The 20,725-nt window shown below is 28.9% G+C and carries 22 protein-coding genes; 11 read left to right on the forward strand and 11 right to left on the reverse strand.

Going from position 1 to position 20,725, the window contains the following annotated elements:
* Nucleotides 1-5 precede the first annotated feature (5 nt).
* On the reverse strand, nucleotides 6-938 hold the full coding sequence (locus tag BUA86_RS12350; RefSeq protein WP_072933093.1) for an ABC transporter ATP-binding protein: 933 nt from the start codon (nucleotides 936-938) through the stop codon (nucleotides 6-8).
* A 136-nt stretch (nucleotides 939-1,074) separates the two neighbouring features.
* Between BUA86_RS12350 and BUA86_RS12355 the strand changes: the two genes are divergently transcribed.
* Genes BUA86_RS12355 through BUA86_RS12365 form a run of 3 tightly spaced genes read left to right on the forward strand, consistent with a single transcriptional unit; the run spans nucleotide 1,075 to nucleotide 3,713 of the window.
* A complete protein-coding gene (locus BUA86_RS12355) occupies nucleotides 1,075-2,100 on the forward strand; it encodes a DHH family phosphoesterase (RefSeq protein ID WP_083580369.1) in 1,026 nt (341 codons plus the stop codon).
* Nucleotides 2,101-2,628: an FKBP-type peptidyl-prolyl cis-trans isomerase gene (locus BUA86_RS12360; RefSeq protein WP_072933095.1), complete on the forward strand. Its 528-nt coding sequence runs from the start codon at nucleotides 2,101-2,103 to the stop codon at nucleotides 2,626-2,628. It begins immediately after the preceding gene.
* Nucleotides 2,629-2,636: 8 nt separating this feature from the next.
* Nucleotides 2,637-3,713, forward strand: a complete 1,077-nt coding sequence (locus tag BUA86_RS12365) for a peptidylprolyl isomerase (protein WP_072933097.1) — start codon at nucleotides 2,637-2,639, stop codon at nucleotides 3,711-3,713.
* A gap of 84 nt (nucleotides 3,714-3,797) precedes the next feature.
* On the opposite strand, the gene BUA86_RS12370 is transcribed toward BUA86_RS12365, so the two are convergent.
* The gene (locus BUA86_RS12370; protein ID WP_072933099.1) at nucleotides 3,798-4,112 is read right to left on the reverse strand and encodes a DUF4286 family protein; all 315 of its coding nucleotides are present in this window, start codon (nucleotides 4,110-4,112) and stop codon (nucleotides 3,798-3,800) included.
* A 112-nt stretch (nucleotides 4,113-4,224) separates the two neighbouring features.
* Here BUA86_RS12370 and BUA86_RS12375 point away from each other — a divergent pair, with 112 nt between their 5' ends.
* Nucleotides 4,225-5,607, forward strand: a complete 1,383-nt coding sequence (locus tag BUA86_RS12375) for a dipeptidase (RefSeq protein ID WP_072933101.1) — start codon at nucleotides 4,225-4,227, stop codon at nucleotides 5,605-5,607.
* Nucleotides 5,608-5,741: 134 nt separating this feature from the next.
* Here the strand turns inward: BUA86_RS12375 and BUA86_RS16290 are convergent, their stop codons facing one another.
* Nucleotides 5,742-5,921 (reverse strand): hypothetical protein, encoded by a 180-nt coding sequence (locus BUA86_RS16290; RefSeq protein ID WP_229731758.1) that lies wholly within the window; start codon nucleotides 5,919-5,921, stop codon nucleotides 5,742-5,744.
* A 400-nt stretch (nucleotides 5,922-6,321) separates the two neighbouring features.
* Between BUA86_RS16290 and BUA86_RS12385 the strand changes: the two genes are divergently transcribed.
* Nucleotides 6,322-7,431, forward strand: a complete 1,110-nt coding sequence (locus tag BUA86_RS12385; protein ID WP_072933105.1) for a DUF3810 family protein — start codon at nucleotides 6,322-6,324, stop codon at nucleotides 7,429-7,431.
* A gap of 30 nt (nucleotides 7,432-7,461) precedes the next feature.
* On the opposite strand, the gene BUA86_RS12390 is transcribed toward BUA86_RS12385, so the two are convergent.
* Nucleotides 7,462-8,478, reverse strand: a complete 1,017-nt coding sequence (locus BUA86_RS12390) for a hypothetical protein (protein ID WP_072933107.1) — start codon at nucleotides 8,476-8,478, stop codon at nucleotides 7,462-7,464.
* A 122-nt stretch (nucleotides 8,479-8,600) separates the two neighbouring features.
* Between BUA86_RS12390 and BUA86_RS12395 the strand changes: the two genes are divergently transcribed.
* Nucleotides 8,601-9,413, forward strand: coding sequence for a WG repeat-containing protein (locus BUA86_RS12395; RefSeq protein WP_072933109.1), 813 nt, complete (start codon nucleotides 8,601-8,603; stop codon nucleotides 9,411-9,413).
* A 23-nt stretch (nucleotides 9,414-9,436) separates the two neighbouring features.
* Nucleotides 9,437-9,979, forward strand: a complete 543-nt coding sequence (locus BUA86_RS12400) for a lipocalin family protein (RefSeq protein ID WP_072933111.1) — start codon at nucleotides 9,437-9,439, stop codon at nucleotides 9,977-9,979.
* Nucleotides 9,980-10,026: 47 nt separating this feature from the next.
* Here the strand turns inward: BUA86_RS12400 and BUA86_RS12405 are convergent, their stop codons facing one another.
* The 4 genes from BUA86_RS12405 to BUA86_RS12420 all read right to left on the reverse strand — a co-directional run bounded on the left by BUA86_RS12405 (nucleotide 10,027) and on the right by BUA86_RS12420 (nucleotide 14,450).
* On the reverse strand, nucleotides 10,027-12,108 hold the full coding sequence (locus BUA86_RS12405) for a protein-disulfide reductase DsbD family protein (RefSeq protein WP_072933113.1): 2,082 nt from the start codon (nucleotides 12,106-12,108) through the stop codon (nucleotides 10,027-10,029).
* Nucleotides 12,102-13,409 (reverse strand): tRNA lysidine(34) synthetase TilS, encoded by a 1,308-nt coding sequence (gene tilS / locus BUA86_RS12410; protein ID WP_072933115.1) that lies wholly within the window; start codon nucleotides 13,407-13,409, stop codon nucleotides 12,102-12,104. Before tilS ends, BUA86_RS12405 begins: the two co-directional genes overlap by 7 nt.
* Nucleotides 13,410-13,542: 133 nt before the next feature.
* Complete coding sequence (locus BUA86_RS12415; protein ID WP_072933117.1) at nucleotides 13,543-13,950, reverse strand: RrF2 family transcriptional regulator; 408 nt, start codon at nucleotides 13,948-13,950, stop codon at nucleotides 13,543-13,545.
* 107 nt (nucleotides 13,951-14,057) lie between these two features.
* On the reverse strand, nucleotides 14,058-14,450 hold the full coding sequence (locus tag BUA86_RS12420; protein WP_072933118.1) for a hypothetical protein: 393 nt from the start codon (nucleotides 14,448-14,450) through the stop codon (nucleotides 14,058-14,060).
* Between the two features lie 88 nt (nucleotides 14,451-14,538).
* Between BUA86_RS12420 and BUA86_RS12425 the strand changes: the two genes are divergently transcribed.
* From BUA86_RS12425 to BUA86_RS12440, 4 genes are all read left to right on the forward strand, one after another.
* Nucleotides 14,539-15,072 carry a class I SAM-dependent methyltransferase gene (locus tag BUA86_RS12425; RefSeq protein WP_072933120.1) on the forward strand — a complete coding sequence of 178 codons (534 nt, stop codon included), beginning with the start codon at nucleotides 14,539-14,541 and terminating at the stop codon, nucleotides 15,070-15,072.
* The gene (locus BUA86_RS12430; RefSeq protein ID WP_072933122.1) at nucleotides 15,032-15,919 is read left to right on the forward strand and encodes a glycosyltransferase family 2 protein; all 888 of its coding nucleotides are present in this window, start codon (nucleotides 15,032-15,034) and stop codon (nucleotides 15,917-15,919) included. The genes BUA86_RS12425 and BUA86_RS12430 overlap by 41 nt, the downstream gene beginning before the upstream one ends.
* A gap of 5 nt (nucleotides 15,920-15,924) precedes the next feature.
* On the forward strand, nucleotides 15,925-16,683 hold the full coding sequence (locus BUA86_RS12435; protein ID WP_143147319.1) for a hypothetical protein: 759 nt from the start codon (nucleotides 15,925-15,927) through the stop codon (nucleotides 16,681-16,683).
* Between the two features lie 107 nt (nucleotides 16,684-16,790).
* Nucleotides 16,791-17,618, forward strand: a complete 828-nt coding sequence (locus BUA86_RS12440; RefSeq protein WP_072933126.1) for a hypothetical protein — start codon at nucleotides 16,791-16,793, stop codon at nucleotides 17,616-17,618.
* 63 nt (nucleotides 17,619-17,681) lie between these two features.
* Here BUA86_RS12440 and BUA86_RS12445 read toward each other — a convergent pair whose 3' ends face one another.
* The 3 genes from BUA86_RS12445 to lpxA form a co-directional block, all read right to left on the reverse strand.
* Nucleotides 17,682-18,968 carry a hypothetical protein gene (locus tag BUA86_RS12445; RefSeq protein ID WP_143147320.1) on the reverse strand — a complete coding sequence of 429 codons (1,287 nt, stop codon included), beginning with the start codon at nucleotides 18,966-18,968 and terminating at the stop codon, nucleotides 17,682-17,684.
* A 368-nt stretch (nucleotides 18,969-19,336) separates the two neighbouring features.
* Nucleotides 19,337-19,903: an elongation factor P gene (efp, locus tag BUA86_RS12450; protein ID WP_072933129.1), complete on the reverse strand. Its 567-nt coding sequence runs from the start codon at nucleotides 19,901-19,903 to the stop codon at nucleotides 19,337-19,339.
* A gap of 30 nt (nucleotides 19,904-19,933) precedes the next feature.
* Nucleotides 19,934-20,719, reverse strand: coding sequence for an acyl-ACP--UDP-N-acetylglucosamine O-acyltransferase (gene lpxA / locus BUA86_RS12455; RefSeq protein ID WP_072933175.1), 786 nt, complete (start codon nucleotides 20,717-20,719; stop codon nucleotides 19,934-19,936).
* Between the last annotated feature and the right edge of the window lie 6 nt (nucleotides 20,720-20,725).

Below are 20,725 nucleotides of genomic sequence, written 5' to 3' on the forward strand. Positions count from 1 at the left end.
TTAGCTTATAAGTTAGAGTTAGAACTACGTTTTACGGCTTCCAAAAAGACATCATTCATAGATGGAATAATCTCTTTAAATTGATGTACTTGTCCAATACTCATTAATTTATTAAGTATTTCATTAGTGTGTATAGTTTTATTATACAATAAATTAAGGCTTGTTCTTTGATGTTTTACTTCAACATTAGACAAATCAAACTCATTAGATAAATTTTGTAAACCATCTGCAGATACATTTTCTAATTCTACCTGAAATTTCCCTGTTTTAAATTGATTACGAACTTCTTCTATTGTACCATCTAATACTTTATTAGACTGATTAATTAATGCTACGTGATCACACATTTCTTCAACAGACTCCATTCTATGTGTAGAAAAAATAATTGTTGTTCCTTTATCTCTCAATTCTAAAATTTCGTTGGCAATAATTTGAGCATTCACAGGATCGAATCCACTAAAAGGTTCATCAAAAATTAATAATGAAGGTTCGTGGATAACTGTAATTACAAACTGAACTTTTTGTCCCATTCCTTTCGATAATTCGCTTAGCTTTTTATTCCACCACGACATCATTCCAAGTTTCTCAAACCAATATTCTGTTCTTCTTTTAGCTTCTGCAGTCGAAAGACCTTTTAATTTTGCAAAATAAAGCGCTTGTTCACCAACTTTCATGTTTTTATACAAACCTCTTTCTTCTGGCATGTAACCAACTTGTGCTATCGATTTTTTTGTTAATGGTTCTCCATTTAGAAAAATAGTTCCACTATCTGGTGCTGTAATTTGATTAACTATGCGTATAAAAGTAGTTTTTCCTGCTCCATTTGGTCCTAAAAGCCCATAAATAGAACCTTGCGGAATATCTATACTAAAATCATTAAGCGCTACTTTATCTTTATATTTTCTTGTTAAGCCATTTGCTTGCAATAAAAAATCCATCGTCTTGTTATTTGAACTGTAAAATTAGTAAGAAGAAAGTAGATTACGTTACACTATTTCATGAGATTAATTTGGATTTAGCAATTATTGTCTTTAGCCTCCATTTTTTTTGAGTTGTTTGTTTATCTTTGCAACTATGCAAATGACAAATTTCGAAGAGCTAAAAGCTCTTTTAAAATCAACATCGAAGAAAATAGCTATTCTTCCTCACAAAAATCCTGATGGAGATGCGATAGGTTCTACTTTGGCTATGTTCCATTATTTAAAAAAATTGGGACACCAATGTAATGTTGTTGCACCAAATGATTTTCCTAAATTTCTAAAATGGATGCCTGCTGCAAAAGACATTGTTATTGCAGATTATAAGGCAAAAGTTGCAGAAGCAATTATACATCAAGCAGATTTAATCTTTATTTTAGATTTTAATACTATTACTCGTATTGATGATTTAGGAAATTGGGTAGAACGTTCTATTGCGCCTAAAATATTAATTGATCATCATCGCGAACCAGATACATTCGATTTTATGTATTCTGATATTGAAATGCCAGCAACTTGTCAAATGGTTTATAATTTTATAGAAGCCATGGGCGACTTAGATAAAATAGACAAAGGCATTGCTGAGTGTATTTACACAGGAATGATGACAGATACTGGAGGTTTCCGCTTTCGTAATACATCAGCTGATACACACAGAATTGTTGCCGAATTAATAGACAAAGGTGTAGAAGTTGACAAAGTAACTTCTTATGTCAACGACTCACAAACACAAGGACGATTAAAATTATTAGCATTAACCCTAAACAATTTAACTTTCTTACCAGAATACCGTACAGCATTTATGTTTTTAACACGTGAAGATTTGTTAGCAAATGGTTTTCAGAAAGGAGATACGGAAGGTTTTGTTAATTATGGTCTAAGTGTAGAAAATTTCATTTTTTCTATTATTTTTATCGAAGATACACATCACGATTTTATTAAAATATCACTTCGATCAAAAGGAGATTTTGATGTAAATGAGTTTTCGCGTAAACATTTTAATGGTGGTGGGCACATGAATGCTGCTGGTGGACGATCAGATGTTTCTATAGAAGAAACAATTGCTTATTTACAAAGTATTTTACCCGAATATAAAGAGAAATTGACTAATATTGTCATCTAAATGAAAAGAATTATCCTAATAGCTTTCGCATTAATTGGTTTATTAAGTTGTGAACAAAAAGTAATACAATATCCTGTTGAGTATTCTAATGATGATTTTATGAAACGCTCGCAAGAACGTGGAAAAATTTTACACCAAGAAGAATTACAATGGTTTGATGAGTATATGAAAAAATCAGATCTAAAATATGTAAAAACAAGTTCTGGTTTTTGGATTTCTAACAATGGACAGAGAACTGAGCAAACAGCTAATAAAGGAGATTACATTGAGTTTCAATATCAAGTTACAGATTTAGAAAATAATGTTATTTATTCTTATCAAGATAATGGCATTAAAAAAGTTGTACTAGGTAAAGCAGATTTAGCAAGAGGTTTACACGCCGGACTACAATATATTCCACAAGGAGAGAGTGCAAAACTATTATTACCTTCATTTTTAGGGTATGGTGGTTATGGAGATGAAGGAAAAATAGGTCCAGATGAACCAATTATTATGGATGTAAAAGTCTTAAAAATAAATAAACACTAAAACCTATAATGAAAAAATTATTATTAATCTTAACAGTTATAACTACGTTAGTTAGTTGTGGTGTTAAAATCCCAAAATCGATGAGCAAAGAAGAATTTAAAAGTTTAGAAGACGGATTGTATGCTAAAATGACAACAAATCATGGTGCAATGACAATCAAATTATACGAAGAAGAAGCTCCAATGACGGTTGCTAATTTCGTTGGATTAGCAGAAGGAAAAAAAGAGAATAAAGCAAAAGCAAAAGGAGTTCCATATTATGATGGAATTGTTTTTCACCGTGTAATTAAAGATTTCATGATCCAAGGTGGAGATCCAGACGGAATTGGAACTGGAGGTCCTGGTTATGATTTTGAAGACGAATTTGAACCAAGTTTAAAACACGATAAAAAAGGAGTTTTATCTATGGCTAATTCTGGTCCTGCAACAAACGGTTCTCAGTTTTTTATTACAGAAGTTCCTACTCCATGGTTAGACGGACGTCACACAATCTTCGGACAAGTTGTTGAAGGTTTAGAAGTTGTTGATTCTATTTCTAATGTAGAAAAAACACCAAGTGACAAACCAGTTGTTCCTGTTGTTATTGAGAAAGTAGAGATTGCTCGTAAAGGTGATAAATACGCTAAATATGACGGAGCTAAAGCATTTGATGATGCAAAAGCTAATCATGCTAAAAAACAAGCAGAAGCTGAAGCAAAAATAAAAGCTGAAAAAGATGCTGAAATTAACAGACAAAAAGATTTAGAAGCTAAAGCACAAGTTACTCCTTCTGGTTTAAAATATGTAGTTATTGAAGAAGGTAATGGAGCAAAACCAGTACAAGGAGATGCAATCCAAGTACACTACACTTTACGTTTAAATGATGGTGAGAAATTAGATTCTTCTTACGACAGAAGTCAACCATTAGATGCTACAGTTGGTGTAACAGGATTAATCCAAGGTTGGATGGAAGCTTTAACAATGTTCAACAGAGGTTCTAAAGTTTTCTTAATTATCCCTGCTGAATTAGGTTACGGATCTAGAGGAGCTGGAGGAGTTGTTCCACCAAACGCTACTTTATATTTTGATATGGAAGTTTTAGATTAATTAAAATCTACAAAACATAAATTTAAAAAGGTTGTTTCTTAATAGAAACAACCTTTTTTAGTTAGTAATAATTACTAATATTTTTTAGCTAAAATCTCCTATATGATCCATTTCGCTAGCAAATGATAAAACATTTGTTCCGTATTTCTGAATACTCTTTTGTTGAATATCTGACAAAAAGTTATTTTTAAACTGATCTAAAGTCAATTCATCCTTCACAAATAATTGCAACGAATAAGTTACTGCTCCTTTTTCTATATACGATGTAATCTTACCTAGACGAGCACCTTCAAAGCATTTCGACTTTAAATAATCATTGATATGTTCTTCTTTTAACCATAAAAACCAATCGTCATGTACTGTTTCTTCAACAATATAAGTGGTATTGTATAAAATCATCTTTATTTTTTTTGCGAAGATACAAAGGTTTTTCGGTAAATAATTTTTCTCAATAAGGAAGTTTAGTCAAGAAATTATGTTTAAATTTACCTATTATTCATAACAAAAAAGAATGAACAATACACAACAATTTATACAAGATAATAAGCAACGTTTTCTTGATGAATTAATCGAATTATTAAAAATTCCATCTGTTAGTGCAGATCCTGCTTACACACAAGATGTTAATGATGCTGCTGAATTAATTGCAAAATATTTAAACGAAGCTGGTGCAGATAATGTAGAAATATGCGAAACTGAAGGTTTTCCTATTGTTTACGGAGAAAAAATCGTAGATCCAACAAAACCTACAGTTTTAGTTTATGGACATTATGATGTACAACCTGCTGATCCTTTAGAATTATGGGAATCTGGTCCATATGAACCTGTTATTAAAAAGACAGAAATTCATCCTGATGGAGCAATTTTTGCTCGTGGAGCTGCAGACGACAAAGGTCAAATGTTTATGCATGTAAAAGCTTTTGAAGCTTTAAATAAATCGAACGAGTTACCTTGCAACGTTAAGTTTATGATTGAAGGAGAAGAAGAAGTTGGTTCTCCATCTTTAGTTAATTTTGTAAAAAATAATAAAGAAAAATTAAAAAACGACGTTATTTTAATTTCTGATACATCTATGGTATCTAACGAACAACCATCTATTTCTGTTGGTTTACGTGGATTATCTTATGTGGAAGTTGAAGTTAAAGGAGCGAATAGAGATATGCACTCTGGTGTTTATGGAGGTGCTGTTCCAAACCCTATTAATGTTTTAGCAACAATGATTGGTAAGTTAATAGATGAAAAAGGACATATTACTATTCCTGGATTCTATGAGCCTATTTTAGAATTAACTTCTGATGAAAGAGAAGATTTAGCTAAAATACCATTCTCTTTAGAAGATTATAAAAAATCTATTGGAATTGCTGATGTACAAGGAGAAGAGAATTATTCTACTATAGAAAGAGCTTCTATTCGTCCTACATTAGATGTTAATGGAATTTGGGGTGGATATTTAGGTGAAGGTGCAAAAACTGTCATTCCATCACATGCTTATGCAAAAATTTCTATGCGTTTAGTTCCTGGTCAAGATCCTGATGTTGTAACTAAGCAGTTTACAGAATATTTCCCAACGTTAGCTCCAGCATCTGTAGAAGTTAAGGTTAAACCACATCATGGAGGGAAACCATACATTTTACCAACAAATCACAAAGGTTTCTTAGCTGCTAAAAAAGCACTTGCTGAAACATTTGAGAAAGAAGCTTTAGCTGAAAGAGGTGGTGGTTCTATTCCTATTGTAGCTTTATTTGAAGAAGAATTAGGAACAAAATCTGTTTTAATGGGATTCGGATTAAATTCTGATGTTATCCACTCACCTAATGAGCATTATGGCTTGTTTAATTTCTATAAAGGAATTGAAACTATTCCATATTTCTTTAAATATTTTAATGAAGAATAATTTAGAAAAATTTATTAAAAATCATAAAATAGTCCGAGGAATTTATATTTCTCGGATTATTTATTAATAATAAATGGATAGAATAAAAGCGTATTAAAAACTTAATACGCTTTTTTCAATAAAAAAATAAAAATTTATTCCTGAAATAATAAATAATTTTCCTCGTCTAACGGTTGATATCCAACATCATACACATAATAAATTGGTGTACCCTTGGAATCATTTAAATTTGTGATGTATCTAAAATCAAATTTACTTAAATCTAATTGATTTTTAGATACAGAAATCGCTCCAACATCTAATAAACTCTTCAATATACGATTATTTTTTCTAAGTCTATTATTAACGTTTCTAACAATTTCTACTTTGTCTTTGTTAAGATTGTTATTAAATGTGTTTCTGCAAAAATCGTTGCAAAATTTTTTGTCTTTGCGACCAAAAAGCGTTTGGTTGCATTGTAGGCATGTATTCATAAGATAGATTTTAAGGTTGTTGATGCAAATGTAGTTAAAAAACAAAAAACAAAAAAAAAGTTTATAAACATTTAACAAATAAGCGTTTAAATCAATTGCTAAATAACTGTATCAAAACCTACTTCATTAAAATTCTTGAAATTTTATTCTGTAATTTCAACACTAATATTTAAAAGATATATTAACTCATATTAATTATTGATAATATTTTATCTAATTTTATAATTAATTTATAACATTTATGTTTTGTGTAAACACACTATACAAGCGGAAAAAAATAATTATAATCTCTTCAATTTTTATTGGACAAATTATTTTATTTTCGGTATTATTTTCATTTCAAGCAGTAAATAATTTTATAATTAATTACATTAATTTTCCAATTTCTAAATTAATTTCTAATATCTCAAACGTTGTAATTCTACCTTTTGGTGAATTTTTTTACGCATTTATAGGAATTATTTTTTTAACATTTTTAACATTAATTTTAAAAAGTATTTTTACAAATAGGAAGAATTTAATCAAAAGAATTTATCAATTCCTTGTCTTCTTAAATGTGATTTATTTTATTTATATGTTAAGTTGGGGAGTAATGTATAAAAAGGAAACATTAAGCTTTGATAAAAGTAAACTTGTTATAGAAACTAAGGTTCTAAAGGAAATTTATTGTTCGGATTTAGAAAAAGCTATAGAAGTTAGAAAGTTAATTTCTGAAAATGATTCTATGACAACTGTAAAATTTACTTCTAATTTGGATGATTACAATAAAGAATTTTTAAAACTTCAATATCAATTAAAAAATGAAAAGTGGTTAAAGAATTACCATTTCTTGAAAAATCCACATTATAAATTATCCTTTATATCCTCTATTCAAAATCATTTAGGTATTTTAGGGTACTATAATCCTTTTACTGTAGAAGCTAACTTAAACAAGTTTAATACGGATTTAAAGCAACCTTCTACACTATTCCATGAGTATGGACATCAAATGGGGTTTGCATCAGAAAGTGAAGCTAACTTTTTAGCTTATTATTTAGGAACTTATTCTCAGAATCCAGATGTAAGGTATTCTATTTACTATAAAAGTATTTTTTCTCTTTTGAGAGCAATCTACAGATCAGATCCATATTTTGTAAAAATGGAACTTGATAATATGTATCCACAAATAACTATAGATAGGAAAGCAGAAATTAATCATTACTCAAAATATGATGGTAAATCAAGCGAAGTTTTTTCTGAACTAAATAATCAGTTTTTGAAAGCAAATAATGATGAAGGGACTATAAGTTACAGTAATTATATTCAACTCGTTTATTATTTATATCAAACAAAAAAAGCGAAACCTAATTAGGTTTCGCTTTTTATATTATAATAAGGTTAATTAAAATGATACTGCATCTCCAATTCTTACAGCAGATTTTATTAAGTACTCTCCTTTTTCTGTATTTAATTCTTTTAAAACTAGCAAAGGATAATATTCTCCTGCAGGTGCTAACTTAGTTATGTTATCATGAAATTTAGGACTTACCAATCTTGTTCCTCCATCAATAGGATCTAATTCAAAACTAACAAAATCGTATCCATTTATCATTTTATCTTTATTTATATTTTCTTTAGATAAATAAATCATTAAGATTAATTTATTAGAATTACTTAATTTGTAATTATCTATTGAATTATTCTCTCCATCAACTGAAACTGTCATTTTTTCAAAATCAATTTCAAGTTTCCAATCTCCAGGAAGTTTAATTTCTTTATTTATATTATATAAATCTAAATTGCTTTCAGCAACTACATAAGGATTAAATTTACTAAACTCTGGTGTAGCTGTTGGGATTGGATCAAAAACATTTACATTAGATGTTGTTGTACTTGTGTTTTGAGTAGCAGAATTATCTTTTACTACAGTGTATTCAGTTTTTTTAACACCATTAATATTATTATTCAAAACCTTATAATTCAAAATACTTCCTGTCTCTCTATCTTTTAAGACTAAAACAGGGATATATTTATAAAGATTTTGCTTTTCTATATCAGTATTTTTAATGCTAACAACAACATTATTAAAACTAGTACCATTAGGTTCTAATTTACCTATTTTAGCATTAGTAGTTATTTTATTAGGTAAATTATTTAAATCTATTGATTCATTTTGTGGAACTAGGAATAAATCAAGATATAAATTTTCACTTGTTTTTGAAGAATTGTTGATTAATTTTGCTCCAGTAATTTTATAATTAGAATCTTTATCATCATAAATACCCCAGTAACCATTAAATTCGTAATTATAATTTACTGTTGTAGGGATATTAATAAATTCAACACTTTGATTCTGAGCTTCAACCGAATAACTAGCTAGGATAGTGGCCGAAATAATAGTTTTGGTAAAAATATTCATTAGGTTTGATTTGTTAGTTACTACAAAAATAATAATTTAAATAAACAAAACACATATAATTCTTTATTTTTTTATATAATCAATTATATTTTAAAAACTTAATACAAAAACAATACAGTGAAATGGAAATATTAATCCCAAAAAATACAGATCAATTTGATGACTTTGTACATAAGGATACAACTACATTTGAAGAGTTAACAACATTCGATAGAAATAACTTAGCTCCTATCTCTGTAAATAATAAATTTGGGCTAATAAATAGAAATGGTGAAGTAATTTTACCATTAGAATTTGACAAACTTGTGTTAACTACTGTTAACGCTTACAGTGCTTTAAAAAATAATAAATGGGGTTTAATCACAAAATCAAATCAAATTATTATACCGTTCGAATATGAACTAACAAGTGATTTTATTGAGAATCTATGTGCCGCGAAAAAAGATGGAAAATGGGGTTTTATAGATTTAATGAATCAAATTATTATTCCATTTCAATATGATGGATGTACAGATTTTAAAGCTGGATTAGCTGGTGTTGAATTAAATGGAAAATGGGGATTAATTGATAAAGAAAATAAATTATTAATAGATTATCAGTATGAATATCTTACTCCTGTAGATCAAAATTTTATTACATTCGGTAAAGCGACAGATTTAAAAGTTAAACGACCTGATATATTGGCTTACTTCCCTTACTTTCTTTCTAAAGATAATTATTTAATGAACTTTGGTTTAATTTCTATCAATAATGAGGTTATTCTTGAAGCAATTTCTGAATTACCTATTCTCGAAAGTTTCGATAATCAACCTGTTATCCGAAAAAATTATCATTTGGGTTATTTGAAAAACGGAACAGAATTTGTAAAATTTAATCAGTTTGAGATTGATCCCTATGAAGAAAAAATTTTAAAACAATTAGGGGTTATGAATTAATTGTTTTACAAAATAAGATTAAAATGAATTTAAAAAAATTAGCATTAGCAGCTTTAGCCATTGGTACAACTGCTTATATCGCCAAACATAATAAAAAGAATACTAAATATAAACCTGTACAAAATTTTGATTTAGATGAATTTATGGGACGTTGGTATGAAATTGCTCGTATCGAAAATAAATCTCAGCTTAAATTAACAAATGTTACTCATCGTTTTATTCTTGAGGAAGAAGATGGTAGCATAGAAATTATTGTTCGTGGTTATGATGCTAAGAAAAAAAATTGGCGAAAAATTGATGGAATAGCCAATCAAGATATTGATAATGTTGGGCTTTTTTCGACAACTTTTTTACCTCGATTAGCAAAAAAATTATACGTGATAGATTATGATAAAGACTATAATAATTTATTAATTGCAAGTGAAGATTATAAATTATTATGGATATTATCTCGTAGAAAAGAAATATCAGATGTAGTTAAAACACGATTTTTAGAATCTGCTAATAAAGTTGGATTCGATACATCAAAATTAATATGGCCTTCTCAAGTGCCAATTTCTAAATAAAAAAATAGCCTCAGAAAATTTCTGAGGCTATTTTTTTATTTATTTAATTATTTGTTTTCTTTAAATCTTGCAATTCCATCTTGCAACCATTTCAGATAAACTTCTACATCTAATTCTGCTTCTAATGGTTTAGAATAACGTTTAAGATCTTTATCCACTATAATATAATATGGTTGAGCGTTTGCATTAAAATGTTCAATTTCAAAAGCTGTCCATTTATTCCCAACTGTTCTCAAGTTTCTATCTAAAGCTTTAGAAAAAACTTTTTGATCTTCTGGTAATTCCTTAGCTTCATCTACATATAAAGAAACCAGAACTACTTCTTCTGCTAAAATTTTCTTTACTCTTTCGTCGCTCCAAACACGCTCTTCTACTTTACGACAGTTTGCACAAGCATGTCCAGTAAAATCTAACAATATTGGTTTATTCACTTTTTCAGCATAAACTACTGCTAAATCAAAATCTTTAAACGATGGTATTCCATGTGGACCAGCTGTAATATTAGGATCATCAAACTTTGCAACAGCTTGTCCTCCTCTTACACCTTCATGAAAACCACGAGGAGATTCAGAATACGTCATTGGTGGTGTTAATCCACTTAATAATTTTAATGGAGCTCCCCACATTCCTGGTGCTAAATAAACAACAAAAGTAAATGATAATATTGCAAAGAATAATCTCGGAATACCTATTGTTTGCGTTGGCGCGTCTAATTCTAATCTAAATTTACCTAAAAGATATAATCCTAAGAAGAAGAAAATTGCAATCCAAAATGCTAAGAAAATTTCTCTTGGTAACCAATTCATTTGCCATACTAAATCTGCATTTGATAAGAATTTTAATGCAAATGCTAATTCTAAAAACCCTAAAGAAACTTTAATTGTATTTAACCAACCTCCAGATTTTGGCATAGAATTTAACCAACCTGGGAACATTGCAAATAAGGTAAATGGAATTGCTAAAGCAAAAGAGAATCCGAACATTCCTACCATTAAAGAGTAATAATTAGCTTCTTGTGTTGCTTGTACCAATAAAGATCCAATGATTGGTCCAGTACAAGAAAATGATACCAATGCTAATGTAAACGCCATAAAGAAAATTCCTATTAAACCTCCTTTATCTGCTCCTTTATCTGCTGCATTAACCCATTTACTAGGTAATGTTAATTCGAATGCACCAAAGAATGAAATTGCAAATACAATAAAAATTGCAAAGAATCCTAAGTTAACCCACGGGTTAGTTGACATTTCATTTAGGAATGATGGTCCAAAAGAAACTGTTGCTATTAATCCTAAAACAACATAAATTATTATAATAGATAAACCATAAATAAAAGCTTTCCCTATTCCTTCTGTTTTAGATTTACTTTGTTTTGTAAACATACTAACAGTAAGCGGTATCATTGGAAAAATACAAGGCATTAACAATGCTGCTAATCCTCCTAAAAATCCTAAAGAAAAGATTTTTAATAATCCATTATTTTTCTTTTCGTTATCAGCTAATAAAGACTCATCAATATCTTTAGAAGTAGTTGTACTAGCGTCAATCGTAGCTGGAACACTATCTTTTACTATAGTATCTTTTGCTATTTGTTGAGCTACAGAATCTGCTTTTACAGGCTCTATAACTTTATTTTCAGCTTTTTCTTCTACTTTATCTTTTTCCTCAGCTTTCGCAGTTGGTGTTAATTTTATAGTTCCACTTGTTTCATCTGGTGGTAAACATCTTTGTGCATCACACATCTGGAACTCTATTAGATAAGTAACATTTACTGGTTTATCTCCAGAGACTTTTACTTTCTGAACAAATTTTACTTGATTTTCGAAGTATTTCTCATCCTGCTTAAAAACGTCACTATATTTATCAATTCGTTTTCCAACTTCACGCATACCTCCTACTAATTTCGCGTTAGCCGCAGGTTTAAAAGTTGCTGCTGCAGGAATTCCTACTCCACCATCTGGGTGGTTAGAAGAATAAAGGTGCCAACCTTTGTCAATTTTCCCTGTAATTTCTATTTCAAACTCATTCTGACCAACTTCCTTTACAGCGCTAGTCCATTTAGCTGGGCTAAATAATTGAGCATTTACTAAAATTGGAAACAAAAAAAGTATCCAAAGTTTCTTTAACATAACGTAATGTTTAAAAAGTTTTTACTTGTTTGCGTCGTTTTAAATCTTTCATCCAAACGGTGATTAACTATCCAAATTATTTGATCGTTTTGATCGCAAAGCAACCAAACATTTTCTTTTTCTAATTTTGATAGTTTTAAATCCTTCATAAACTTATTTACTAACTTTTTTTTCCCATTCATTCCTATCGGGTAAAAGAAGTCACCTTCTCTTACTTTTCTTAATTTTAATGGAAATAAAATTGTCGTAAAGTCTACTATTTCAGTAGCGTATTCGTTTGGATTTTTAGATTTTACGAACTTCAAATTTAGCGAATTGATTTCAATAAAATCATCTAAAATTTGAATTTCATTTTCGGTAGATTTTTCAATTATAATTAAGAGTAAATTCTCTCTATCTTTTATTAATCTATAAGTATCTGATTTAATTTCACTTCCAGTATTTGAATCTAAAAATTTAATTAATTCTTTGGTTGATAAAAAACCATACGACTCAAATAAATAATGTAAATAAGATGCTAATGGATTCAATTTTTTTAATTCATCAACATTAATTCTGATAGGGTTTTCTCCTTTAAATAAACTTGTTTTAACAAGTTGTATTTGTTGCGCTATAATTTGCTGATTATCATTAAGAAATTCTAATGTTTGCAAAAAATTCGCATTAAATTGAGGATGTATTTCTTTTAAGATAGGTGAAATATGATGACGTATTTTATTTCGTGTATAATCATCTGTTTCGTTTGTATAATCTTCTTTCCAATCTAAATTATTTTCTTGAGCATATGCAATTAATTGAGATTTTGTAAACTCTAATAATGGACGAAAAATTTTTCCATTATCTATTTGCATTCCAACTAATCCCTTTAATCCTGTTCCACGAGAAAGATTAATAATAAACGTTTCTAAATTATCATCTAAATGATGAGCAGTTACTAAATAATCTAAATTATTTACTTTCTGTACATCCTTAAACCAATCGTAACGTAGATTTCTACATGCCATTTCCACAGAGTAATTTCCTGTTTTTTGATATGCTTCTACATCAAATTTTACCGAATGAAACGGTATTGTATGCTTGGCGCAATAATCTCTTACAAATTCTTCATCGCGAATAGCATCATCTCCTCTAAGTTGAAAATTACAATGTGCAACTTGAAACTTAGCAGATGATTCTCGAAATAAATTCAGCAAAATCATACTATCAACTCCCCCACTAATTGCTAATAAATAGTAATGTTGAGGAAAATTATGTTGTAGAAGAATTTCTCTGAATCTTTCTTTTATTGATGGATGAGTCATTATAAACTAATAAGCTATAAAATTAACAAAAATGTAGCGGTTATAATTATATAATTTTATTTATAATTTATAAGATATCCTTTTTTATATATAAGAATAAAGCCTGATTTAATCAGGCTTTATTCTTGTATATTTATTTTAGACTTTCTAAAGATTTATTTTCTAAGATTTCTAATGTTGAATCTCTTAATTCAACCATTACTTTATTTAAAGTACAGACACCTTCATTAGGACAATCATCACATTTCTCGTAATAATTCTTACTAACACAAGGTAAAAGAGCAATTGGACCTTCTAATACTCTTATTAAAGAAGCTAAACTGATATCTTTTGGCTCTCTTGCCAAATAATATCCTCCTCCTTTTCCTTGCTTAGAGTTCACAAACCCTAATTTTTTTAAATCTAGCAAAATAGCTTCTAAGAATTTTTTTGGAATAACTTCTATATCAGAAATTTGACCAATCAAAACAGGCTTATTACTTTCTTGCCTGGCTAAATGAGCCATTGCTTTTAGTCCGTATTTGGTTTTTTTAGATAACAATTTTGTTGAGTTTTGAATACAAAAATAAGGTTGTAGCGTGTATTAAACAAATATTAAGAATTAATCTTAATATAATTTGTACAAATTATAAATAAGTAAGATTAGAATTAATTTGATTTTTCTTTTGTAGTGAATAAATGAGAAATAACTTCTAAACGATCATTTTCGAAAAGAGCTAATTCATCTGCAAAAAAAGGTGTAAAATGATAGGTTTCTAAATCAATTATTCCGAAATCTCTCCTTAAAGGCTCATAAGCAACAAAACCTTTTCTTAAAGATGGCTTAGATAATAGTTTATAAAGCACAATATCATTTGTATATAATCTTCTATTACGTTTGTCTAAAACTTTAAGACCAACATCAATTGTATCAAACAGTATAGGATTTTCGTGCCATGAAAACTCGTTGTAAGCTTTAAAATAAGTTGTATCATCAACTTCTTTGGCAAATCCCTCAACCTTATTATTATTTCTTAAACGATAATATTGTATAGTTTTCATAATGCAAATTTGCAATAAAAAAATAAATTATAAACGAATAAAATTAAAAATAGATGATTAAATTTATCGCTTAAAAGTGACATTAAAAATGTACAAAATATATCCTCAAAAAAGATACAATGAAACTTTATCATTGTTAAAGAAATTTGCTAAACCAACTGATAAATTACTTGATTTAGGTATTAAAAATCCATTTACAGAAGTAATGATTGAAAATGGTTTTGATGTAAAAAATACAAATGGTGATGATTTAGATTATCATTACAAGGATTTACAAAATTATGATGCTAACTTTGTTACAGCATTAGAAATTTTAGAGCATTTGGTTAATCCTATGGAAGTTTTAAGAAATTTACCTGGAGATAAATTATTAGCAACAATTCCAATGAGATTATGGTTTTCTCCTGCTTATCGTAATCAGAATGATCCTCGTGATGTACATTATCACGAATTTGAGGATTGGCAATTTGATATGTTAATGGAAAAAGCTGGTTGGAAAGTAATTCATAGACACAAATGGACGCATCCATCAAATAAAATTGGGATTAGACCTTTGCTAAGAAAATTTACACCTAGATATTATGCCATTTATGCAGAACGAAAAGAAAATTTTACTGTCTAAGTATACAATAGTAATACCAGCGCATAACGAGGAAAATTTTATTGCAATTACGCTGGATAGTATTGTTAAACAATCTATTTTGCCGCATGAGGTTATTATTGTAAATGATAATTCGACTGATAAAACACAGAAAATTGTAGAAGAATATGTGCAAAAATATCCTTTTATAAAGCTTCTAAATATTTTATCAAAAGGAGAACATCAGCCAGGAAGTAAAGTTGTTCAGGCATTTCTAAAAGGCTATAAAATAATTGATCCCAATTATGATATAATTGTAAAACTAGACGCTGATTTAGATATACCAGCTAATTATTTTGAAACAATTTTACATCATTTTAATCAGGACGAACAAATTGCAATGGTAGGCGGTTTTGCATACATTGAAAAAAATGGAAACTGGATTTTAGAAAGTTTAACAGATAAAGATCATATTCGTGGAGCTTTTAAAGCTTATCGAAAAAAGTGTTACGAAAAAATTGGTGGTTTACGTCCACATATGGGATGGGATACTGTTGATGAATTATTATGTAAATATTATGGCTGGAAAGTTATAACAGACGATTCCTTACATATTAAACATCTTAAACCAACAGGCGCAAGTTATAATAAATCTGCTTTGTACAAACAAGGCTCTGCTTATTATGCTTTAGGTTACGGATTTTGGATTACTGTAATTGCTGGAACAAAATTAGCTTTGCGTAAAAAGAAACTTTCGTATATTGTGTTTTATTTGAAAGGGTATTTTGATGCTTCTTTTAATAAAACAACAAAAATGGTTACTAAAGATCAAGAAAAATTTATAAGAAATTATCGTTGGTCTAAAATAAAACAAAAATTAAAAGGTTAATAATTATGCGAAATTGGTTTTCCTATTTCTTTATACTAAGTTCTGTCATCTCTTATGCTCAAAATAAGTTGATTACTGGTTCTGTGATTGTAGATGAAGGAAACGATTATGTAACTTCTATTGCTGGTGTAAGAGTAGAAAATTCTCGTACAGAGAGTAAAACCTACACAAGTTCTTCTGGATATTACTCTATACAAGCTGCTATTGGAGACACAATTCTTTTTGAAGCGGATTTTCTTATACCAAGAAAAATTGTTATCAATGAGAGTATTTTTTCTAAAGGATATTTACAGGCTCACCTTAATATAGAAACAATAGAATTAGGAAATGTTACAATTGGTAAAAGTCCATTACAAGCAAAATTTCAACGTGATAAAAAAACTGATTTATACGACAGAATTGGTTTAGATCAACGTTTGAGAGATTTGGAACCAAAAAGAGACATTGCTAAATTTAAACCTCTAGATGTTTTAAATCCTGTTCGTTTAATTGGTCATATGAATGGTTTTTATAGAGATGAAAGAAAAGTAAGAAATTACGAAGCTAAGTTATCTCTTATACAGGAAGTAAAACATTACTACCCTAAAGACTTTTATACGAATCAATTAAATATTCCTGAATATAAAATTGAAGAATTTTTGTACTATGTTAATGCAAGATATCCATTAAAAGATAAAGTGCTAAATAGACAATTCGGTACAATTATGATTGATTTGGAACAATATTCTAAACAGTATCTAAAAGAGTTAAATCAAAGTCAGTAATTTCTTAATAGAATTCTAAACCCTAGCTAAGTATTTGTTAATATAATTATCGTTAATTATTTTCAACATATATTCGTACAAGCAAATCAAGTATTAATAATATCCTATTGAAATCATTACTAACATTTACAGTTTTATTATTGTCGCCATTTATCTTTTCGCAACAAAAATGGGTACAAGGAAATTTAATTATTGACGATTCTGAAGAAATTGCAGAAGGAGTTTACATTACCAATTTAAGAACAAATCATACTACAATTTCTAATTTTACAGGAACTTTCTTTATTGAAGCAAAAGTGAATGATACATTACAAATTCAATCCGATTGGTACGAAAATAGACAAATTATCCTAAGACCAACTTTATTTAATAAATCAGAAATTATTATTCATTTAGCTGTAAAAACAATTCAATTAAACACAGCCTACGTTGGGCAAAAATTAACTGGTATTTTAGAAAAAGATGTAAAGAATGGTAGAAAACAAGATGTTATTACAAATCTTTATAAAAGCCTTGGTGTAAACCCAGATTTAAAACCTATAAAAGATACTTCGTCTATAAAAGCTGGGTTATTTAGTGGAGATATTACTCTAACACGATTAGATGTTGGTAGATTATATGATGTTTTCTCTGGAAAAGCTAAACAACGAAAAGCATTAATAGACTATGAAACAAAATATGATAAGATTACAAAAATCAAAAACTATTTTGGAGAAGATTATTTTACAAAAGATTTAAATATTCCAAAATTTAAAATCAGAGATTTTATAGATAATGCCTTAAATAATACTGGAAATAATATTCAGTTAAATGATGTAAATTATTTCAAATTATTACAACTTTTTAATTCTTACAGTAAAATATACTTAGACTTTTTATATAACAAAAAGCCTAATACGACAAAACCAGTAGAAAAAGATACAGTTGATTGGTAAACGATATAACAATAATTAAAAAGCTCCTTTTGGAGCTTTTTTTAATGACATATAAATTGTTATTTAATATAATCTTTGAATTGATAAGAATATTTTTCTTTGATCATCTGCAATGGAAGTAGTGTTATTATTATCAACTATTGGATAATAATAAATTCTATACCATTTATCATCTAATGATAAATCCACTGTAACTACCTCTGTATTAGCTTGACCAACAGAAGTTACTGCTGCACTAGGATTTGATGTTGTGTTATTTTCTCCATAACCGTTATAAATACCATTGTCAAGATTCACCCATCCTCCATTTGGTGACAAAACAATATTAGCAGTATTAAAATTATCAACTGTTGTCATTGCGCTAAAGAAAAATCTAACTGGACTATCTGAAACATTTACAAGTCTTGGATTAAATGAAATTGTACCAGATCCAGTAACAGGAGCACTAAAATAACCATCAAGCCTTAGCTTACCTCCTATAACTGGTAAATCACTTGCATGGAAATTCATCCAGTTAGAGCTAATAACTGCATTATTTCCTCCTCCACCTACAGATGCAGGTATAGTCGTTTTATAATAAACTAAATCACCAGGAGAAATACCATCTCCTGCTCCTATTACTGCGCTACAATTTTGCCCACCTAAAGAAATATTAAAAGTTGTAGTATTAGGTGTTGATAGTGTTGGTACACCTGATATATTATAACTTAATGCGCCAGCTCCATTTTCAAAATTACCAGCAGATAAGCTTGCAGTTAAACCATTAATTGGTCCTAATGTTTGAGCTTGGTATGTACCTCCATTTCCTCCAGTATATGGTACATTCATAGTTCCATTGTATGATACTCCAGTAGTATAATTACTAGGTATTAATGTAACTGAATTACAAGTAATCGATCCAATTGTTCCTTCAGCTAAAGATGATCCATCAATCGCTCTCCACTCTGTTTCATTCCAAAATACATAGCCTTTATAAGTAAATGTAGGTTCAGTTCCTAAATTATAAATTAATAGTCCTACAGCTGGATTTGGAATAGTAGAAATATCTACCCTCGATTTTAAAGATAACTTTGGTGCTAAAAAACCTTTTTTACTTCCATCAGCTAATTGATTTACGTTTAATTCTAAAATAGCAGAAGCATCTGGATTTGTTGTGCCAATACCTACATTGCCATTTGCACTTACTACGAAATCGTCAGACTGCTGTTCTAATGTTGGTAATCCTGTAGTGCTGTTATTGTTTTTGGCATCTACATGTAAAATACCTTGTGGCATTTGTGTATTTATCCCTACTTGTGAATAAGTGTAAACAGATAAAAACATCACATTGATTAATAAAATTTTCTTCATAAATTTTTAATTTTTTAGTTAGAGTTTATAGCGTTGAAGTTGTGGTGATTTTGTAGTAGTATTCATTTAAAAATAGAAATACTTTACAAATTAGTATAAATGTAACTCTTATTTCTGTTTAAAATGCAAAGTATAAAAACGCAATTCAGTTAAATGATGAAGATACTGTGTTGATTCTTGGACTTGTAACAGATCTAATAAGGCAAAAAGAAAAACTTAAAATTAATTAAATTAAAAATCATTAAAATAAGACCTTACTTTAAAAATAATATTGCAAATATATTGCAAATTTAAAATACATCAAATTTTCAAACACAAAAAAACCCTCTAAAATAGAGGGTTTTTGTATTATATATAGTTTAAATAAATTACTCTTTAATACGCTCTACATAAGAACCATCTTCAGTATTTATTTTTACTTTATCTCCTTCGTTAATGAATAATGGAACACGAATTTCAGCTCCAGTTTCAGTCGTTGCAGGTTTTGTAGCATTTGTAGCAGTATCACCTTTAAGACCTGGTTCTGTATAAGTAATTTCCATTATAACAGTATTTGGTAATTCTGCAGCTAAAGCAGTCTCATCAGATGCACGGAATAAGATTTTAATTTCATCACCAGCTTTCATAAACTGAGCATTATCAATTAAATCTTTATTTAAATATACTTGAGAAAAATCGTCATTGTTCATGAAATGGAAACCATTATCATCTTCGTATAAATATTGATAATTACGTGTTTCTACACGAACTTCTTCAATTTTATGTCCAGCAGAGAAAGTATTGTCTAATACTTTTCCGTTAGTTAAAGATTTTAATTTAGTACGAACGAAAGCTGGTCCTTTACCTGGCTTAACGTGTAAAAATTCGATAATTTTGTAAGTATCATTATTAAATACAATACATAGACCTTTTCTGATATCAGAAGTTGTTGCCATATTATTTTATTCTTTTTTTATTAAAATTAATTATACTCCAGAACTGTAACCTTTCATAATTCCTCTATCACTAGAGTTAATGAAATTTAAAATAACTTCGCGATAATGAGAATCAGGAAATTTTTCTAAGATTTGTTCTACAGCTTGAGATACGTTATTCTTTTGTTGATATAAAATTCTATAAATACCTTGAATTTCATAAATTTCTTCAGACGTAAATCCTTTTCTTCTTAATCCAATTGCATTAACACCAGCATAAGCTACAGGGTTTTTAGCTGCTTTTACATAAGGAGGAACATCTTTACGAATTTGTGTTGCACCAGCAACAAAGGCATGTTCTCCGATTTTTGTAAATTGGTGTACAGCACTATATCCACCAATAAAAGCAAAATCACCAACCTCAATATGTCCCGCTAAACCTACAGCATTTACAATAACAACATTATTCCCAACAACACAATCGTGTGCGATGTGAGCAGTAGCCATAATTAAACAATTATCTCCGATTTTTGTATAACCTAAGGCATTTGTTCCCTTATTTACTGTTACACATTCTCTAATTGTTGTATTATCACCAATATATGTTAAGGTTTTTTCGCCTTCGTATTTTAAATCTTGAGGTTCTCCAGAAATTACTGTACCAGGATAAATTTTACAATTTTTACCAATACGGGAACCAGACATAATTGTAACATTAGGTCCAATCCAAGTTCCATCTCCGATTTCTACATCTTCGTAAACAGAAGAAAAAGGACTAATTGTAACATTTTCTCCTATAATTGCAGTAGGATGAACATACGCCATCGGATAATTCATAACTTC

The sequence above is a fragment of the Chishuiella changwenlii genome, from assembly GCF_900142565.1.
Taxonomy (GTDB): domain Bacteria; phylum Bacteroidota; class Bacteroidia; order Flavobacteriales; family Weeksellaceae; genus Empedobacter; species Empedobacter changwenlii.

Coding starts and splice junctions, on each gene's coding strand:
- BUA86_RS12365 (WP_072933097.1), top strand. CDS start 2,637: ATGAAAAAATTATTATTAATCTTAACAGTTATAACTACGTTAGTTAGT.
- BUA86_RS12420 (WP_072933118.1), bottom strand. CDS start 14,450: ATGAAAACTATACAATATTATCGTTTAAGAAATAATAATAAGGTTGAG.
- lpxA (WP_072933175.1), bottom strand. CDS start 20,719: ATGAATTATCCGATGGCGTATGTTCATCCTACTGCAATTATAGGAGAA.
- BUA86_RS12390 (WP_072933107.1), bottom strand. CDS start 8,478: ATGAATATTTTTACCAAAACTATTATTTCGGCCACTATCCTAGCTAGT.
- BUA86_RS12405 (WP_072933113.1), bottom strand. CDS start 12,108: ATGTTAAAGAAACTTTGGATACTTTTTTTGTTTCCAATTTTAGTAAAT.
- BUA86_RS12370 (WP_072933099.1), bottom strand. CDS start 4,112: ATGATTTTATACAATACCACTTATATTGTTGAAGAAACAGTACATGAC.
- BUA86_RS12395 (WP_072933109.1), top strand. CDS start 8,601: ATGGAAATATTAATCCCAAAAAATACAGATCAATTTGATGACTTTGTA.
- BUA86_RS12400 (WP_072933111.1), top strand. CDS start 9,437: ATGAATTTAAAAAAATTAGCATTAGCAGCTTTAGCCATTGGTACAACT.
- BUA86_RS12435 (WP_143147319.1), top strand. CDS start 15,925: ATGCGAAATTGGTTTTCCTATTTCTTTATACTAAGTTCTGTCATCTCT.
- BUA86_RS12445 (WP_143147320.1), bottom strand. CDS start 18,968: ATGAAGAAAATTTTATTAATCAATGTGATGTTTTTATCTGTTTACACT.
- BUA86_RS12350 (WP_072933093.1), bottom strand. CDS start 938: ATGGATTTTTTATTGCAAGCAAATGGCTTAACAAGAAAATATAAAGAT.
- BUA86_RS12425 (WP_072933120.1), top strand. CDS start 14,539: ATGTACAAAATATATCCTCAAAAAAGATACAATGAAACTTTATCATTG.
- BUA86_RS12385 (WP_072933105.1), top strand. CDS start 6,322: ATGTTTTGTGTAAACACACTATACAAGCGGAAAAAAATAATTATAATC.
- BUA86_RS12430 (WP_072933122.1), top strand. CDS start 15,032: ATGCCATTTATGCAGAACGAAAAGAAAATTTTACTGTCTAAGTATACA.
- BUA86_RS12355 (WP_083580369.1), top strand. CDS start 1,075: ATGCAAATGACAAATTTCGAAGAGCTAAAAGCTCTTTTAAAATCAACA.
- BUA86_RS12360 (WP_072933095.1), top strand. CDS start 2,101: ATGAAAAGAATTATCCTAATAGCTTTCGCATTAATTGGTTTATTAAGT.
- BUA86_RS12375 (WP_072933101.1), top strand. CDS start 4,225: ATGAACAATACACAACAATTTATACAAGATAATAAGCAACGTTTTCTT.
- tilS (WP_072933115.1), bottom strand. CDS start 13,409: ATGACTCATCCATCAATAAAAGAAAGATTCAGAGAAATTCTTCTACAA.
- efp (WP_072933129.1), bottom strand. CDS start 19,903: ATGGCAACAACTTCTGATATCAGAAAAGGTCTATGTATTGTATTTAAT.